The sequence below is a fragment of the Sphingobium sp. OAS761 genome (assembly GCF_024168485.1).
Classification (GTDB): Bacteria; Pseudomonadota; Alphaproteobacteria; order Sphingomonadales; family Sphingomonadaceae; genus Sphingobium.
In genome coordinates, this window is the sequence record NZ_JALJVY010000019.1 from 21,999 (window position 1) to 38,596 (window position 16,598).

The 16,598-nt window shown below is 63.3% G+C and carries 13 protein-coding genes; 4 read left to right on the top strand and 9 right to left on the bottom strand.

The features are described 5' to 3' along the window. Positions 1 to 8: 8 nt before the first annotated feature. The 3 genes from J3E64_RS19655 to J3E64_RS19665 all read right to left on the bottom strand — a co-directional run bounded on the left by J3E64_RS19655 (position 9) and on the right by J3E64_RS19665 (position 3,505). A complete protein-coding gene (locus J3E64_RS19655) occupies positions 9 to 1,289 on the bottom strand; it encodes an MFS transporter (protein ID WP_253344886.1) in 1,281 nt (426 codons plus the stop codon). Positions 1,290 to 1,387: 98 nt separating this feature from the next. After that, positions 1,388 to 2,206 carry an enoyl-CoA hydratase-related protein gene (locus J3E64_RS19660; RefSeq protein ID WP_253344887.1) on the bottom strand — a complete coding sequence of 273 codons (819 nt, stop codon included), beginning with the start codon at positions 2,204 to 2,206 and terminating at the stop codon, positions 1,388 to 1,390. A 30-nt stretch (positions 2,207 to 2,236) separates the two neighbouring features. Continuing rightward, positions 2,237 to 3,505, bottom strand: a complete 1,269-nt coding sequence (locus tag J3E64_RS19665) for a cytochrome P450 (RefSeq protein ID WP_253344888.1) — start codon at positions 3,503 to 3,505, stop codon at positions 2,237 to 2,239. Positions 3,506 to 4,009: 504 nt separating this feature from the next. Here J3E64_RS19665 and J3E64_RS19670 point away from each other — a divergent pair. Next, positions 4,010 to 4,558 carry a TetR/AcrR family transcriptional regulator gene (locus J3E64_RS19670; RefSeq protein ID WP_253344889.1) on the top strand — a complete coding sequence of 183 codons (549 nt, stop codon included), beginning with the start codon at positions 4,010 to 4,012 and terminating at the stop codon, positions 4,556 to 4,558. Positions 4,559 to 4,578: 20 nt separating this feature from the next. Here the strand turns inward: J3E64_RS19670 and J3E64_RS19675 are convergent, their stop codons facing one another. From J3E64_RS19675 to J3E64_RS19695, 5 genes are all read right to left on the bottom strand, one after another. Continuing rightward, positions 4,579 to 5,445 carry an NAD(P)-dependent oxidoreductase gene (locus J3E64_RS19675; protein ID WP_253344891.1) on the bottom strand — a complete coding sequence of 289 codons (867 nt, stop codon included), beginning with the start codon at positions 5,443 to 5,445 and terminating at the stop codon, positions 4,579 to 4,581. Positions 5,446 to 5,531: 86 nt separating this feature from the next. Continuing rightward, positions 5,532 to 6,650 (bottom strand): hypothetical protein, encoded by a 1,119-nt coding sequence (locus tag J3E64_RS19680; protein ID WP_253344893.1) that lies wholly within the window; start codon positions 6,648 to 6,650, stop codon positions 5,532 to 5,534. Between the two features lie 23 nt (positions 6,651 to 6,673). Continuing rightward, the gene (locus J3E64_RS19685; protein ID WP_253344895.1) at positions 6,674 to 7,735 is read right to left on the bottom strand and encodes an acyl-CoA dehydrogenase family protein; all 1,062 of its coding nucleotides are present in this window, start codon (positions 7,733 to 7,735) and stop codon (positions 6,674 to 6,676) included. Positions 7,736 to 7,738: 3 nt separating this feature from the next. Next, the gene (locus J3E64_RS19690) at positions 7,739 to 8,917 is read right to left on the bottom strand and encodes an acyl-CoA dehydrogenase family protein (RefSeq protein ID WP_253344897.1); all 1,179 of its coding nucleotides are present in this window, start codon (positions 8,915 to 8,917) and stop codon (positions 7,739 to 7,741) included. A 208-nt stretch (positions 8,918 to 9,125) separates the two neighbouring features. Further along, positions 9,126 to 10,634: a fatty acid--CoA ligase family protein gene (locus tag J3E64_RS19695; protein WP_253344899.1), complete on the bottom strand. Its 1,509-nt coding sequence runs from the start codon at positions 10,632 to 10,634 to the stop codon at positions 9,126 to 9,128. A gap of 209 nt (positions 10,635 to 10,843) precedes the next feature. Here J3E64_RS19695 and J3E64_RS19700 point away from each other — a divergent pair, with 209 nt between their 5' ends. After that, positions 10,844 to 12,109 carry a MaoC family dehydratase N-terminal domain-containing protein gene (locus J3E64_RS19700; protein ID WP_253344901.1) on the top strand — a complete coding sequence of 422 codons (1,266 nt, stop codon included), beginning with the start codon at positions 10,844 to 10,846 and terminating at the stop codon, positions 12,107 to 12,109. Further along, entirely contained in the window at positions 12,090 to 12,878 is a 789-nt protein-coding gene (locus J3E64_RS19705) for an enoyl-CoA hydratase/isomerase family protein (protein ID WP_253344903.1), read from the top strand. Before J3E64_RS19700 ends, J3E64_RS19705 begins: the two co-directional genes overlap by 20 nt. A 369-nt stretch (positions 12,879 to 13,247) precedes the next feature. Here the strand turns inward: J3E64_RS19705 and J3E64_RS19710 are convergent, their stop codons facing one another. Beyond that, complete coding sequence (locus J3E64_RS19710) at positions 13,248 to 15,410, bottom strand: PQQ-dependent dehydrogenase, methanol/ethanol family (protein ID WP_253344905.1); 2,163 nt, start codon at positions 15,408 to 15,410, stop codon at positions 13,248 to 13,250. 324 nt (positions 15,411 to 15,734) lie between these two features. Between J3E64_RS19710 and J3E64_RS19715 the strand changes: the two genes are divergently transcribed. After that, complete coding sequence (locus J3E64_RS19715; RefSeq protein WP_253344906.1) at positions 15,735 to 16,577, top strand: SDR family oxidoreductase; 843 nt, start codon at positions 15,735 to 15,737, stop codon at positions 16,575 to 16,577. The last annotated feature ends 21 nt before the right edge of the window (positions 16,578 to 16,598 follow it).

Below are 16,598 nucleotides of genomic sequence, written 5' to 3' on the forward strand. Positions count from 1 at the left end.
CAAGGGAATTACTCGGTCGGCGCCTCGACCGCGCCCCGGTGACGACCGCGCAGTTTGAAATAGACCGCTCCAAAATGCCCCGCGGCCCAGAGCATGGTCATCATCATGATGAGCAGAGCGTAGCGCAGCGACTCTTCGCCGGCAAAGCCACGCAGCGCGTCGCTCAATATGCCGGTTAGCTGCGAGCCCAGTCCATACCCAATGGCGGTTGCGCCCATCGACATGAGCGCGGCGGTCCGCCCCCGGATACGCGGCCCGGCCAGACCCATGGCCAGACTGTATGCCGGCGTGAACACCAGGAAATAGGCGCACATCTGGAGAAAAAGGCAGATCACGACCACGACGAGGTTGCCAATCGTCAGCGTGAGCAGGCTGAGCGGGAAATAGATGAGCGCGCCGGTGATGGCGATCAGCGCCAGCCGATCCTGTCGGCCATGCGCCACACGTTCCGACAAGGTACCGGCAATGAAATTGCCCAGGATACCGCCAAACCCGGCCGTCCCCGCCATGATCATGCCAACAGTCGTGATCGATACGCCGTGGCTCCGCATCAGGAAGGACGCCCACCAGGCCGAGGAGCTGGACGTGCAGAGCCACAGGATGATCGCACCCAGGACGACATGAAGCAGCGCTTTGTCCTGCCAAATGGTCCGGAAGAAGTCGCCGATCGATATAGCGTCTTCGGTCGCGGTCGGGACATGTTCGCGCGGCGGCTCCCGCAGGGTGAAGAAAACGACCAAGGCCAACAGCAAGCCAGGCGCGCCGACCAGCAGCAGCGCCGGGCGCCAGCCCATATGGCCGGCGATCCACCCGCCGGCAACGAAACCGATCAGTGTGCCGACGGGGCTTCCGATGTGGACGATGGCGACCGCCTTGGCCCGCTTGCGCGCAGGCACCTCATCGGCGACCATCGACAGGGCGGTGGGTTGCAGGCCGGCTTCAGCAGCGCCCACGCCAAAGCGCAGCAGCAGCAGGCTGCCATAGCTCCAGGCAACGCCGCAGAGCAGGGTCATCGCGCTCCAGATCGCAATGCACACGCCCAAGATAGTCTTGCGCGGCCGTCGGTCAGCCAAGGTGCCAAGCGGCAGTGCCGCCATCACCGTGCCCAACGCGAAGATCAAACCGGAAAACAGGCCGAGCTGCGTGTCGCTCAGGCCATATTCATGCTTGATCGGGTCGAGCAGCACCAGAACGATCGTCCGGTCAATCAAATGACAGGCATAGACGAGCATCAGGATGAACAGCATGTAGCGCTGCTTCCCGGTAAAGCGGCTCACATCCTGCATCATTGCCTCTCCTCTCACAATGTCATCCCGCTTAGCCGCGGGTCGCGCGATCATTGGGCGCTACGTTAAGTCAGGTCAATTCCGTAAACTGAATTGACCTTTCACCCTCTTACCGGGGGAACGGTCCAACTGGGTGGGCGCTTTTCACGGAATGCCCGAATTCCCTCCCGCCGCTCCGGGCCTTCCAGCATCGCACGCACTGCGGGCAGTTGCGTCTGGGCTGCAAGTGCGTCCGACAAGGATGCAACGCGCAACCCCGCCTGCACGGCCTGTTTGGATGCCCTGATGGCAGCAGGGCTGAGTGCAGCGATGCGTGTCGCCACGGCCTGCGCCTCGCGCAACGCCTCGCCCGGCCCGACGAGCCGGTAGACGAGGCCAAGGCGATGCGCCTCAGCCGCGTCGATCAGGTCCGCGGTCAGGATGAGGCCCAGAGCCGCCTTTTCCCCAATCAGGCGAGGCAGGCGTTGCAATCCGCCGGCCAACGCTGCCATCCCGACCCGCGGTTCGGGCAGCCCGAACCGCGCCCCTTCGTCGGCGATGATGATGTCGCAGGCTAACGCCAGTTCGAAGCCGCCACCCAGCGTAAGGCCGTTGACGGCCGCGATAATAGGCTTGGTCATGTCGAACCGGCTGGTCATGCCGCCGAAACCAGTGGGAGGCAACACCGCCTCCCGATCTGTGTCGGACAGATCGCCACCCGCGCAGAAAGCCTGATCTCCCGCCCCGGTCACGATCGCAACGCGGGCGGCATCGTCCCGTTCAAAAGCGTCGATCAGCTCCGAAAGCTCGTGGCTTTCGCGGCGGCTGAGCGCATTGCGCCGTTCGGGCTTGTCAAGCGTGATGATGCGGACGGCGCCTATGTCCTCGACCGAAATCATGATGACGCCATCAGCAACGGGCGCGGGCCGGCGACGAAGCACCGGTCCTTGTCCGTCTTGCGCTATATGTGCTCACGCCGGGGGCACGTAGTTTACGGGCGTGTAGACCAGCGGCAGGTTGACGGGGATCGTCTTGCCCTGCCCGCCCACGAAGGTCACCGGATCGGCGCTTTCGTCGATGCGATAGTCAGTGATGACCTTGTGCATTTCGTCCAGCGTCACGCGCAGCTGGAGCGTCGCGAGGTGCGAGCCGATGCAGCGGTGGATGCCCGCACCGAAGGTCAGGTGGCTGTGCGCATCGGGCCGGTGGAAGTCCACCTTGGTCGGATCGGGAAACTTCGCCGCGTCGCGGTTGGCCGCGCCGGTCGACATGACCACGCGATCGCCCGCCTTGATCCTGACGCCCGCGATCTCGAAGTCCTTGGCTGCCTGGCGCGAACTCATGTGGAAACCATGGACCCGCAGCAGCTCTTCCGAGGCCTTCTTGATGTCCGCCTCGCCACGCACCAGCTGGTCGCGCAGCTCGGGATGCTGGGCAAGGTGCAGGAAGGCGTAGGTAATGGCCGCACGGGTCGAGTCCGTGCCCGCGAAGAAGAGCAGCGTGGTCATCGTGATGATGTCTTCGTCCGTCAGCGGCTGGCCGTCGACCCGGCCCTCCAGCAGGAAGGAGACGATATCCTCGCCCGGCTGCTTGCGGCGCTCGGGGATCAGCTTGGCGATGAAGTCGTCGATCTCCGCATTCACCTTCACGCGAAAGGCGCGGGCGTCGTCGGGCGTTCCGCCTTCGCGCAGCACCTTGGCCGGGCCGAAGATGAGGTCATGGGCTAGGCCGGAGAAGCGGGGATAATCCTTTTCCGGCAGGCCCAGCTGGAAGCAGAACATGCGGCCCGGGATGACGTCCGCGAATTCGCTCACCAGTTCGCAGCGGCCCTGCGGCGCAATTTTGGCGAGCTGGGTGCGGGTTAGGTCACGCACGAACTCCTCATAGCGCATCATCTGTCGCGGCGAGAAGATCGGCGTCAGCACGCGGCGCCACGCGATATGCTCGGGCGGGTTCAGATAGAGCGGCTTGTACAGCTTCGAAAAGGGGTTGGCCGGGAAGCCCTGCGACCACTGGATGAAGACATCGGGATTCTGATAGATCGCACGGATGTCCTCATAGCGGGTGAAGACCCAGAAGCCGCCGTAGAAGCTGGAATAGAATACCGGTTTTTCCGCGCCGATGCCGACCGCCGCCGTCGGCGGAAAGCTCATGACCTCCGGACCGTTCAGCTGGTCGAAGGGCACCACCAATTCGGGCGGCACATGTTCGGGCGCATCAATCGTCAAGGTAACCATCATCAACTCCTCTAAATTCTGGTCACATCCGGTCGCAGACAAGCGCCGGACGCCTGTTGAGTAGGGAAGGCCCCGGCCGGCCGGTATCCGCGCTCAGGCTTGCGACGGGTCCATGAGGAGGAAGCCGATGCATAACGCCGCCGATTCCTGTCGCGTCATTGACTGACGCTCCCATGCCGATTGCGTTGAACAGGCTCATTCATCCTCACCTTCGCCGGCCATGATGCTAGCGGAGCGCACTTTGGTCAATAGAGAGCCCTCAATTGCCGCAGCGAATTGTGGCCCAGATGCAAATAAAGTGTGTGGGAGGCCCCGACTCGGGATAGCTGGGCCGATGCTGGGCATGGCCACGGCGGGATCACGCTGGAAACAGCACGATTTGCTGTTAGGGTTCCCGCTATGTCGTTAGCAGAGCAAAAGGTCGGGGAGGGCGCGAAAAAGAGGGCTCCCTATGGTTCATCATCCAATCGGCGCTCCCTCCGCAAGGCGGATACGATGCGACGGCTAATGAACGCAGGCTGCACGCTGTTCACCGAATTCGGCTATGAAGCCACGACGATCGACCAGATCGCCTCGCACGCAGGGGTCAGCCGCGCCGCCTTTTACCTGCATTTCGAGACCAAGGCCGATATCATCCACGCATTGATTGCAAATGTCGGCGAAAGCCTGCGCGGATGTTATGCCGCGCTGGCCCAACTCGGGCCCGCGCCGACCCTGCGCGCCGTCAGGGACTGGGTCGAAGATTTCTTCAAGACCTGTTACAGGAACGGCGCGACCGTGCTGATGCTGCAACGCACGCTTCAGCCCAACGGCAAGCTGTTCGATGAGATCGCCTTTTACGACGATATCATGGCGCTGCTGGGAACCGGCTTTCCCCGCTTCGCCGCCGCCGCGTCGGACCCGGAAATCCACGCCGAAGCCCTGTTGTTCTTCCTCGAACTGCAAGCGTTGATCCGGCTGATGTGCACAAGCGACGCACGGCTCGACTGGGAGTCGATCTTCCGAGCCTCGGCGAAAAGCTTCCTGACCTTTGTGAAGGGAGGGCAGCCCAAATAGGGCCGCCCCGGTCCCAGCAATCAGGACGACTGTAGCAGCACCCCGCCTTCAGGGTGCGGGTCGGCCGGATCGACGAAGATATCGACCGTCAGCTGCTGCGCCGGATCGTAGCGATAGGCGCTGAAATCGGTGACGCCTTCTTCCGCCAAGACCTCGTCGTCAATCGTGAACTGGCCGGTGAAATCGCGCGAGGAGCGGTTGAAGATCGCGTAGGCTGCATCCGCCATGATTTCTGGCCGACGCGAGCTTCGCATCATTGCCTCGCCGCCCAGCGCGAATTCCACCGCAGCGGTCGCCACCGTGGTGCGGGGCCAGAGGCAGTTGCAGGCGATGCCCTCGCTGCGGAACTCCTCCGCCATCCCCAGCATGACCATCGACATGCCATATTTGCTGAGCGTGTAGGGGATATGCTGCGCGAACCAGTCGGCGCGCATGTCGAGCGGCGGTGAGAGCGCCAAAATATGCGGGTTGGCGCTCTTGCGCAGATAGGGGATCGCCACGCGGCTGGTCAGGAAAGTGCCGCGCATGTTGATCGACTGGATGAGGTCGAAGCGCTTCATCTCGATTTCGGTAGACCGCGACAGGTTAATCGCTGAAGCATTGTTGACGACGATGTCGATGCCGCCAAACTTGTCCGCCGTCTGAGCGATCGCCTCCTCCACCCGCTGCTCGTCGCGCACATCGACCAGCAACGGCAGCGCCTTGCCGCCCGCCCTCTCGATCTCCTCGGCGGCAGTGTAGATTGTGCCGGGCAGCTTGGGGTGCGCTTCGGCCGTCTTCGCCGCGATGGCGACATTCGCCCCGTCGCGCGCCGCGCGAACCGCGATGGCAAGGCCGATCCCCCTGCTCCCGCCAGTGATGAAGAGTGTCTTGCCTGCCAGGCTCATGTTGGTCCCCAAAAAATTGCTGCCGCCCTAAACGGCAAATCGTCGCTCAAAATATTGCTCCGCCCGCGTAAGGGCGGCTTCCGTCATTATAGGCCCGTCAGGTCGAGCAAGGAAACGCTGCTTTCACCCGGCCCGCTCGCCACGGCAACGTCCGGTACCAGCAGCGCCGGTTCCCCGCCCAGTGCCTTGGGATAGCAGACATTGATGTCCGCCGGCGAGCGCCACGGCTTCTCACCCTCGATCCGAATCAGCTTATGCACGCCATCCGTCGTGAACATGTGGATCTCGCCAGTACGCGGATTGGTGACGAACAATGTGCCGCGCTTCGTGAAAGTGATGCCGTCGAGCACACCCAGGCCAGTGACGGCCGGGTCGGGCAGCGCGCCGCGCTCGAACTCCGCATCAGTCAAGCGATAGACGGCACCGCCGGCCTCGTCATGCGAGGAGCAACTGACCATCCAGCATTCGCCATCCACCGGCGAAACAGTGAGGCCGTTGACGAAGCCCGGGGTGAAGACGCGGCGCACCTTTGCGACCGCTTCCGGATCGCCGCTGACCACCCCATCAATCGCATCGTGCGGAATGCGGTACACCGCCGAGGGAACCGGTGGCGGCAGCACGCTGACGCTGTTGCCATGCGGGATGTCGCCGAAGAACAGGTCACCTCGCGCATTGATGGCAAGGCCGTTGGGCTGGTTCACCGCGTTGAACTGCCGCGCAAATTCGGTACCCGCCCAGAGCGGGACTGACCCGGCCTGGCGGCGGCCATCGACATCATAGACCAGTATTTGCGAACGGAGTTCCGCCGGGTCCTCAATCAGCGTATCGGCATCTTCCGACGCCATCAGCGGGCAACCGCCGCGCGCCTGAAAAACGAAGCCCGCGGCGAATTTCCCCGTCGCAACCGTCAGCACATCGCAACCGAGCGTGCCGGTAAGGCCCGCGACCATCCTTTCCTCGACCAGGCTGACCTTGCCTTCCGGGTCGATGCGGCCCAGGCTGACATAGGCCTGCCCGTCCAGATAGACCGGGCCGCCACCGTTGCGATAGGGCGCCACGCCCAGCTTCATCGCGCAGTTGCCGAACAGAAAATGTTCGCCATCGGGCAGCATTTCCGCACTTTCGGGATGGGTGCATCCGTCGATCCGACCGATCAGGCGCAGATCGTGAGTGGTGGGATCGGCGCTCGCTGTCCATCGCGGCATGGGTTTTCCCTCTCCCGTTATCATCACCAGCTCGCCAGCGCCGCCGCGCGCTCCCGATGCACGTTGACGCTGCCCAGCAGGCTGCGGTCCGCCATGGCCCGCTTGAGAAACAGATGCGCGGGATGTTCCCAAGTGTAGCCGATGCCGCCATGCGCCTCGATCGCGCCCCGCGCAACCTTCACGGAGATATCGGTAAGGTGCGCCTTGGCCAGCGCCGCCATGCGCGCGGCGTCATCCTGCCCCATGTCCCAGGCATGGGCGGCATACCAGGCGAGCGGACGTGCGGGCTCCAGCTCAACCGACATGTCGGCGAGCTGATGCTTCAGCGCTTGGAAGGAGCCGATGAGCTGACCATATTGCTTGCGCTCCTTGGCATAGTCGATCGCGCGCGCCTGGATGGCGCACGCAGCACCGAGCGCGTCGGCCGCGGCTGTGATGCAAAGCGCATCGAAGAGGCGACCGGCGACTGTGCCATCGGTCGTCAGCATATTGGCTTCAGCTGCCTCGAACGTCACGGTGAAAAGCGGGCGCGTGCGATCCAGCGTGTCGACCGGGGTCACCGTCGCGCTGCCTGCCTCGACAATCGCGAGCGATCCGTCCTTGCCGCCGACGATGAACAGGTCCGCGCTGTCCGCGCGCTCGACGCAGAGCTTCGTCCCCGACAGCGACGCCCCCGTCAGCGTCCAGTCGGCAGGCGCCCAACCGCCATCTTCCGCCAGCGCGAACGCCGCCTGCGCGCCCTCACCCAGCAATTTCGGCAGCCACTTGCCCTTCTGCGCGTCATTGCCCGCTGTCGCGATCAGCCAGGCAGCGAGAATCGAAGGCACTACCGGCGCCGGCACCGCATAATGACCTGTCACCTCGGCGATCACCGTGGCAGTCAAGAGGTCGAGGCCAAGGCCGCCATCCTCTTCAGGCACCATCGCCCCGGCGAGGCCCAGCTCCCCCACGGAGGACCAGAGGCCCGCGTCCAGGGTCGTATGCGCGATCGCCTCCACACCCTGCGCACCTCCGAAGCGCTCACCGAAAAATTCGGTCAGCATGTCGCGCAGCGACTTCTGCTCGTCAGTCAGGTCGAAACGCATGGCTCAGTTCTCCGAACCCGAGCGCGGCAGCCCAAGGCCGCGTTCGGAAATAATGTTACGCTGAATGTTGGACGTGCCCCCGGAAATGGCCTGACCGAGCGACCCCAGCATCTGGTTCACCCAGCGCTCGTCGCCGCCGCGATCACGGCCCTGCTTGGGCGCGAGCAGCGCATCGTCCCCGATGATCTCGGCCGACAGCTGGGCGACGCGGTGGAAGAAATTGGTGGTGGTGAGCTTATTGACGAGGCCGAGCACACCAGGACTTTCATTGTTGGCGGCCAGCGTCTGCTGATAATAGCCGGCCCACAGCTGGCTTTGCAGATAACCCTCGATCTCGATCAATGCGCTGCGGATGCGCGGGTCCTCGATCGCCGGGCGGCCATTGATCTGGCGGCGCTGCGCCAGCTTCACCAGGCTGCGGAACATCGGCATAGTGCGGGTCGAAGAACCGATATGGTTGCGCTCATGCTTCAGAGTCGAGCGCGACACGTTCCAGCCGTCACCGCGGGGCCCGACCAACATCGATGCGGGCGTGCGGACATCGTCCAGGAACACTTCGCAAAATTCGGTGTCGCCGTTGATCTGCGTGATGGGGCGGACGGTGACGCCCGGTGCCTTCATGTCGAGCAGGATGTAGGAAATGCCCTTGTGCTTGGGCGCGTCCGGTTCCGTGCGGAGCAGGGCAAACATGTGCGTGGCGTACTGAGCCAAAGTGGTCCAGATCTTGTGCCCGTTGATGACCCACTCGTCGCCGACCAGTTCCGCGCGCGAGGTGACCGAGGCAAGATCGCTGCCCGACCCCGGCTCCGAATAGCCCTGCGCCCAACGATATTCGCCGGTCAGCGTCTTCTTGATGAACATGTCCTTCTGTTCATCGGTACCCCATTCGATGAGGGTCGGGACAACAAGCGCCACGCCGTTGCCGGGCACTTCCATCGGCGCCCGCACAGCGGCAAATTCTTCACGGATGATCTGCGCGCGGATGACGTCGGGCGCTTGCTCAGATCCGCCATATCGGCGCGGCACGCCACGATAGAGATAACCCTCATCGGTCGCGAGCTGGCGGAAGCGGGTGATGAAGGCGGAGTCCCTCTTGTTCTCCGCAGATGCCCATTGCTCCGCGAGAAACGATCGCACGCGCTGCTGAAACGCGGATTGCTCGTTGGTATATCGTAGGTCCATCGGTCGTTCGCCATTCCCAGCAATGTGGATCGTGCAATTCCTTAAGTGCGCTAAACAGATATCTCAATAGAAAAATCGGTCAGACGCTTGCTGCTTCAGGCGCGCTGCGAGCATGGCATAGAGGAAAAAAGACTGCTCCCCCTCCCTGTAGCCACCGAAATCCTGGCCCCGCTTGGGTGGCCCATGGTCTATTTATTCAGCGCCACCATCAAGCCGCAGATCCGGTCGTCATCAGTTCACGCAATGCACGCTGGTCCACCTTCATCGACGGCGTGCGCGGCAGCGCATCGAAGCGGCGGATCGAAACCGGCACCTGATAGGCGGTCAGCTTTTCCTTGAGGAAAGCCTTGAGTTGCGCCTCCGACGGCACCTCTTGCCCCGATGCCGCGAGGAAGGCGGCAACCGGCACCTGGCCCAACCGGTCGTCGGGCATTGCGATAACCGACGCCTCGCTGACCGCCGGATGGCTTTCGAGAGCGCGCACGACATCGTCGGGCTGGATCTTGAAGCCGCCGCGGATGATGACGTTGTCGGCCCGACCCGTGATCCAGAGAAACCCGTCCTCCGACATTTTCGCCAGGTCCGTGGTCCGCAGCCATTGCGTACCGTCTCCAATCTGGCGCGACTTGAGTTCCAGAATGCCGATCTCGTTTGCCGGCACTTCCGCTCCCGTCTCCGCATCGACGACGCGACCCTGCACATTGGGGTTGAGCCGACCGACTGCGCCGCGCCGATCGACCCGGTGCGCCTCGAAATCGGCGATGGTCCAGCCCGCCACGCCACCAAATTCGGTCGCACCGTAATTCTGGAGCACGGGAATACCGTAGCGCTCGTAGAAAGCGTCGGCGAGATCGGGATCGAGCGGGGCTGTGCCCGTGCGGAAGGCCTTGAGCGATGCAAGATGCTCCCTGGGCACATCGGCGTCATAGACCATCTTGAGCGCGGCCGGCGGAGCGCTAGCCGCCTTGATGCCATGCCGCTTCACCGCGTCGCGGAAGCCCTCCACAGTGAACTTGGGCAACAGCGCGCCGCTGCGCCCCGCCATGACCGCATTCATCAGCGCCAGCAGCCCGCCAATGTGCGAGAAAGGTGCCATCAGCAGTTGCACCCCCTTGCGCAGCACCGGCGCGTCGTCGGCCGAACGCCCCTTCTCGAAACGCGCGGCAGCGAACACCGATTCCTCGAAACCGATGCGCTTCATCGCAATGCGCTTGGGCGCGCCGGTGGTGCCGCTGGTCAGCATCTCCACCGCGACGCCGGGCGCCGTATCGGTCGACGCCGACGCACTGGCGCGTTCCTGCCGCACCTTTACGGGTGTTTCGGCGTCACCGGTCAGTTCCAGTACGAGACAACCGCCCTCGGCCAGCGCCGCCGCCACTTCGGGCGCGTCCAGATCGGCGGAGATGCCGACCACGACAGGCACCTGGGTCGAACGAATGTCATCGGCCAGCTTGCTCGCCTGGAACATGGGATTGAGCGTCACGACGCAACGGTCGCCGATCACAGCCAGCACCGCCGGCACCACGGCGGCATGATTGCGCAACATCAGGCCGATGCGGCTGTCGTTGCCCAGACCATTCGCGTCGAGTATCGTATCAACGGCGCGATAGGCCCGCTCGATTTCTCCCCATGTCGACCATTTTCCGTCGAATTCGATCGCCGGCGCTGCCGCATCAAGCGTGAGGATCGCTTTGATCCGCTCCTTCAACTGGCTCACATCTGCTCTCCAAAAGCCCCTGCGGACGGCCTAGTATCGGCGGGCAAACCTGTCCAGAGATATCTCTATTGGGATCGTCATCACGCCGCCGTTGGAACTTTGATCTTCAGGAGCTGCAAGTTGCGAGATGTAGCAGCTGTCACAAACCCTCTTGTCATGACGATCCAAAGCGCCAATAGGGGTAGTTCTATCATTTATTGGAGAGAGCCATGACCGCTCAGGCGGACGGACTCGTGATCGGCAAGATTACAGACGAAGATATCGAAAAGATGCGCGCCCGGATCGGCTCGACCAATCCCACCCTGCGGAAGGGATGGCTGACGTCGCCGCACAATGCGATTGCCTCGGCGGATTCGATTCGCCGCTGGGCGATCGCCATGGGCGACGACAACCCCCTCTATCTCGACCCGCGCCATGCCGACGCCAGCCGCTGGCGGGGGTCGGTCGCGCCTCCGGGCTTCGAGTGGTCGATGGGCTGGGACCGATCGCCCTTTCCCGACACGGCATTGCAGGAAAAGAGCAAGGGCGCACTGCGCGGCGTGCAGCTATTCCACTCGGGTGCGGAATATCGCTTTTACCGCCCGATCCGGGAAGGGGACGAGGTCTTCAAATCCGAATGGCTGGCCAGCGTCACGCCCAAGGAATCAAGCTTCGGCAAGCGCAGCGTGCTGGTCGACAATGCCAACAGCTTCTGGAACCAGCATGACGAAGTTCTGGTGACCAGCAACCGCTGGTTCGTCCATGTCGAACGTGGCAGCTCCGGCAAGCCGAAGGAGAAGAAGGAGCAGGACGCCGCACCCAACTGGAGCGACGAGGACCTCGCGAAGATCGAGGCGGCCTACGATAACGAATATCGGCGCGGCACCGACACTCTTTATCTCGAGGATGTGAAAGTGGGCGACGAACTGCCCCCGATGGTCAAGGGGCCGCTGACGATCACCGACATCATCAACATGCATATGGGCGGTGGCTGGTTCACCTATGGCAATCCGCCGCTCAAGCTCGCCTATGAGAATCGCAAGCGGCTGCGCGGCTTCTATTCGCGCGACGACTATCGCAATTGGGATACGGTGCAGCGCGTCCACTGGGACAATGATCTGGCCCAGAAGGTCGGGGTGCAGCGCACCTACGACATCGGCCCGATGCGCTATGTCTTCGTCTGCCATTATCTGACGAACTGGATCGGCGACGATGCCTTCGTGCATCGCCTCCGCTACGAGCTGCGCAACTTCAAATATATCGGCGACGTCACATGGATGAGCGGCCGTATCACCGAAGTGCGCGACGACCCGGAACTGGGCCCGTTGATTGAGGTGGAGATCGCCGGCACCAACCAGCGGGGCCAGCAGAATATCTCCGCCACCGCGACCATCCTGGTTGCGAGCCGGACCAAGGGCCTTGCGAAATTGCCCAAGAGCCCCAGCCTGCCCGAATATCGTTCCGAAGGGAATCCCGATGAGCCTCGCCGCCGCTGAACCGCACATTCTGGTTGAAGTCCTGGATAACGGGATCGGCCGTATCAGCTTGAATCGCCCGGAATCGGCCAACGCCGTCTATCCCGAGCTGATGAAGGCACTGTGCGAGGCGCTCGACCAGTGCATCGGCGACGATGCCGTCAAGGCGATTGTCATCACCGGCAAGGGCCGTAATTTCGCGGCCGGCGCCGACTTCTCATTCCTGCGTGATCTGCTGGATTCGCGGACGGAGGGCGTCAACCAGAGCCTCTACACCTGGTTCAAGGGTTCGGTAGAGCGTCTCTGGAAATGCCCAAAGCCGACCGTTGCCGCGGTCAACGGCGCGGCCATCACGGTGGGCTGCGAAGTCGCCCTCGCCTGCGACGCGCGGGTTGCTTCGACCCGCTCGCGTTTTGGCGAGAACTGGCTCCAGCTCGGCCTGATTCCTCCGCTGGGCGGCGCGGTGCTGCTACCGCGCCTCATCGGCCTTACCCATGCCAAGCGCATGATTCTGGAAGCGCAGATGATCGGAGGCGAGGAAGCGCTGCGCATCGGCCTGGTCGATGAACTGGTGGAAGATGACGCAATTCTGGTCCGCGCCGAGGAACGCGCGCTCGCCATGGCCGCCCTGCCGCCGCGCGCCTTCGCCGCGGCCAAGGCAGCGCTCCATCGCGGCTTTGAATCCACGATGGAGACCGAATGGGTCGCCAATGTCCTGAATCAGGCGGTGCTGATCGGCTCCGACGATTTCAAGGCGCAGGTGGCAGCGCGCGATCCCAGGAAGCGCTGATCACGAAGCCAGCTATGTTCAGCGGATCACCTTCTGATCTGCGGCTCAAAGGGCCAGGCGATCCCGTCCGCCGTGAGCGCTGGTCGAAGAAGAGGAAACCGCGCATCTTGCGCCCCGTGGCCGTCCTTCCCGCCCGATGGGCCGACCGGCGTGCCCTCGATATCCGGTATCCCGATCTTGCGCGGCAGGAGGTGGGCGATCGGGGCAGGCAAAGTCGCGCGCGGCGGCCCCGATCATCCCATGCCGTACTCACGGGCGGCTTTCAGCTTTCGATTGAGGCGATCAGCCCTTCGAGCGCGACGGCGAACTCCTCCTTGAACTGCTGCACCACTGATGCATGACCGATGCGCGATTTTCTGTCCGCAGCGCTTATTTCTGCCGGGCTTGCTTCGCCGCCTGTGCCTGATACCGAATATAGTGGCGCAGCGCCTCGATATCCTGCGGCGTAAAGTCGCGGAATTTGGGCATGCCCTGCGGCACGAGCATGCCTTCGGCCACGATCTGGCGGAACGTCCCCTCGTCCAGCGGTACGGCAGAACGGCGCAGATCGGGTGCCGATCCGCCTGCGGTGGCACCCGCGCCGTGGCAGACGGTGCAATGGCTGGAAAAGGCCTCGGCGCCTCGATCCACCAATTGGGGATCGGCCCTGAAGGACGGATCGTCGGTAAAGGGCGGCAACGGCGCGCGCTTCCATGCAGGCAAGGCTGCTTTCCCGCCCAGGGCGAAAGTCAGTACCCGCCGCCGCTGGTCGCGATAGTTCCAGGCCTTGTCGCCCATCAGCGCGCCCATGACACCTGTGGTGGTCCCCAGCCCGGCGATCACCGTGACATATTGGACGCCTTTGACCGTATAGGTGATCGGTTGCCCTGCAAAGCCGTTCTGCGCGTCGAAGCTCCACAGCGTCTTGCCCGTCTTCGCATCATAGGCGACAAACTGGCCATCCAGATTGCCTTCAAACACGAGATTGCCCGCCGTGCTCGCGACGCCGGCATTCAGCGCGCCGGACAGTGGTACCGACCAGACCTTCTTCTGCGCCACCGGGTCCCAGGCAATGAGCGCGGCAACCTTCGCACCGGGGATGGGGGGTGCGCCCTTGGTCGTCAGCGGGCGATAGCCGGCCTCAAGACCCCCGCCCTTGCGCTGCCACCGCGCGGTATCAATGCCGCGCGGATCGTGCACGCCCGGCATGTCCTGGACCGGCATATAGACAAGTCCGGTTTTGGGGTTGAACGACTGCGCATGCCAGTTATGGCCACCCGCCGCGCTCGGCCAGACCAAGATCGGCTTATCGGTGGCGCGCGCCTCCGGATTTTCGATCGGACGGCCGGTCTTGATGTCGACGCCGCTCGCCCATGTCACCTTAACAAAAGGCTTGGCGGAGATCAGTTTGCCGGTGTCGCGATCGACCACGTAGAAGAAGCCGTTTTTGGGCGCATGCAGGATGACGCGCCGCTTCTTGCCGCCGATGTCGAGCGTCGCGAGCGACATGTCCTGAGAGCTGTTATAGTCCCAGCTCTCACCTGGCGTCGTTTGGTAATGCCAGACATATTTGCCCGTCTTGGCATCCAGCGCCACGATCGAGCAGAGGAACAAATTGTCGCCGCCGCCGGGGCTGCGGACATTGCGGTTCCAAGGTGCGCCATTGCCTGTGCCGATGTAGATGCGGTCGAGTTCCGGGTCATAGGTCATGGCGTTCCAGGCGGTGCCGCCGCCGCCATATTTCCACCATTCGCCGGTCCATGTCTTGGTCGCCTGCGCCATCGCATCGTCCGATGCCGCACCGTCCGGTCCCTTTTTGGGATCGCCCGGCACGGTGTAGAAGCGCCAACGCTGCGCGCCAGTCCGCGCATCATAGGCAGTCACATAGCCGCGCACATTGGCGGTGTCGGCCCCGCCATGGCCGATGATGACCATGTCGCGAAATACGCGCGGCGCGCCGGTGATGAAGCGGCCGTCTTCCGGGCCTTCCGTCGTCTGGACCGACCATTTTTCGCTGCCGGACTTGGCATCCACCGCGATCAGCCGGCCGTCCTGCGTGCCGGTATAGATATTGCCGTTGCCATAGGCGATGCCACGAATGCCCCAGGCGGGTTGCAGCTTGTCGCCCGCGACCTCCGTAACCTTGGGGTCGTAGGTCCACAGCGTCTTTCCGGTCGCCGCATCGATGGCGTAGATCTGGCTGTAGCCGATACCGAGATAGAGCACGCCGTCCACCGCCAGCGGCGCGCCAGCGACGCTGGGTACCGTTGGCAGGTCCATCGACCATTTCAGGCCCAGCTTGGCGACATTGCCGTCGTTGATCTGATCGAGCGGGCTGTAATGGGTCTCGTCGAAGGTGCGGCCATAGCCTGCCCAGTTGGTGCCATCGGCCGTGTCGCTCAGCATCTTGATCGTCGGCGCATCAGGCTCGCCGCCCTGCGTGGCTCCGCCCTGGCCGGACGTTCCACTGCATGCTGCCAGCAAGGCAATCCCACCGGTCAACAGCGCCAGGGGAAGGATGCAGCGGACCCGGCGGTCGTTCTGTGTGCGCATACGGCGGATCTCTCCTTTTTTGATTGACGGCCTGTCTATACAGATAGTTCAATCAAGGCAATCGCTGCCTTCTGCCCTGCGCGCGCTCAGGAGGCCGAAACGCGTGAAGGATCGTCCGTCTGCGCCGATGAGGCAGCCGGAGACGAGAGCGTCTCACCGACAATCCGGGTCGAAATTTCCTGAAATATTCTTTTCCCGTCGATTTATACGCAGATCGCCTTAATATTACAGCTATCGGTATTGTTGGTCGCGAGGTCGGCCACGATACGGGTCCGCGGCAGGCGCGATCTAACGGCGCCACATGGGACGAGGATATATGGATAGATGACAACTTCGACCATGGAAGGAGGGACGACCGCTTTTCGCAAGCTGGACTTCGACCTGAGCGGACGCACCGCAGTAGTAACGGGCGGCGGCGGCGCACCGGGACGCGGCATGGGCCGGGAAATTTCACAGATCTTCGCAGCGGCAGGCGCCAATGTCGTGGTGGTGGACATCAATCCCGAAGCGGCGGCGCTGACCGTCAACACCATCCGGGACCATGGCGGCGAGGCGATATCGGTTAGCGCCGATGTCGCTTCGTCGGAAGATATCGAGCGCGTCGCCGCCGTCACGAACGATGCTTTCGGCAGCGTCGATGTTCTGGTCAACCATGTCGGCATCGGCAACAATGCCAGCCTGCTCGACACCAGCGAGGAATGGTGGGACCGGTGCCAGGCGGTCAATCTGAAGGCGCCGTTCCTGACAGCGCGCCAATTCCTTCCCGGCATGCTGATGAAGGGCAAGGGCGTCATCATCAACACGGTTTCGATCTGCGGCCTGACCGGCGGCCGGGCGGGCCCAGCCTATACGGCGGCCAAGCATGGCCTCATCGGCCTGACAAAGAATATCGCCGCATGCTATGGCGACCGGGGCATCCGATGCGTGGGTATCGCGCCAGGGGGCGTTCGTGGCGAGGGTCCCGAATGGAACAGCGCAGAAGGGCGGGTGATGGGCACCGATGAGCAACCCAATCTGTGGCCCTCTCTGCGCCGGGCACTCGACCTCAATCCGCGACGCGGCACACCGGACGAGGTCGCACCAGCGGTGCTCTTCCTCGCGAGCGATCATGCCAGCTTCATCAACGGCGCCATATTGCCTATCGATGCCGGCTGGACCGCCGTCTGAACCGGCCAACACAAGTTTGAG

Bases quoted from the DNA above. Each gene is read 5' to 3' on its own strand.
- J3E64_RS19655 (WP_253344886.1), bottom strand. From the start codon at position 1,289: ATGATGCAGGATGTGAGCCGCTTTACCGGGAAGCAGCGCTACATGCTG.
- J3E64_RS19665 (WP_253344888.1), bottom strand. From the start codon at position 3,505: ATGATGGTTACCTTGACGATTGATGCGCCCGAACATGTGCCGCCCGAA.
- J3E64_RS19670 (WP_253344889.1), top strand. From the start codon at position 4,010: ATGAACGCAGGCTGCACGCTGTTCACCGAATTCGGCTATGAAGCCACG.
- J3E64_RS19675 (WP_253344891.1), bottom strand. From the start codon at position 5,445: ATGAGCCTGGCAGGCAAGACACTCTTCATCACTGGCGGGAGCAGGGGG.
- J3E64_RS19680 (WP_253344893.1), bottom strand. From the start codon at position 6,650: ATGCCGCGATGGACAGCGAGCGCCGATCCCACCACTCACGATCTGCGC.
- J3E64_RS19685 (WP_253344895.1), bottom strand. From the start codon at position 7,735: ATGCGTTTCGACCTGACTGACGAGCAGAAGTCGCTGCGCGACATGCTG.
- J3E64_RS19690 (WP_253344897.1), bottom strand. From the start codon at position 8,917: ATGGACCTACGATATACCAACGAGCAATCCGCGTTTCAGCAGCGCGTG.
- J3E64_RS19700 (WP_253344901.1), top strand. From the start codon at position 10,844: ATGACCGCTCAGGCGGACGGACTCGTGATCGGCAAGATTACAGACGAA.
- J3E64_RS19705 (WP_253344903.1), top strand. From the start codon at position 12,090: ATGAGCCTCGCCGCCGCTGAACCGCACATTCTGGTTGAAGTCCTGGAT.
- J3E64_RS19710 (WP_253344905.1), bottom strand. From the start codon at position 15,410: ATGCGCACACAGAACGACCGCCGGGTCCGCTGCATCCTTCCCCTGGCG.
- J3E64_RS19715 (WP_253344906.1), top strand. From the start codon at position 15,735: ATGACAACTTCGACCATGGAAGGAGGGACGACCGCTTTTCGCAAGCTG.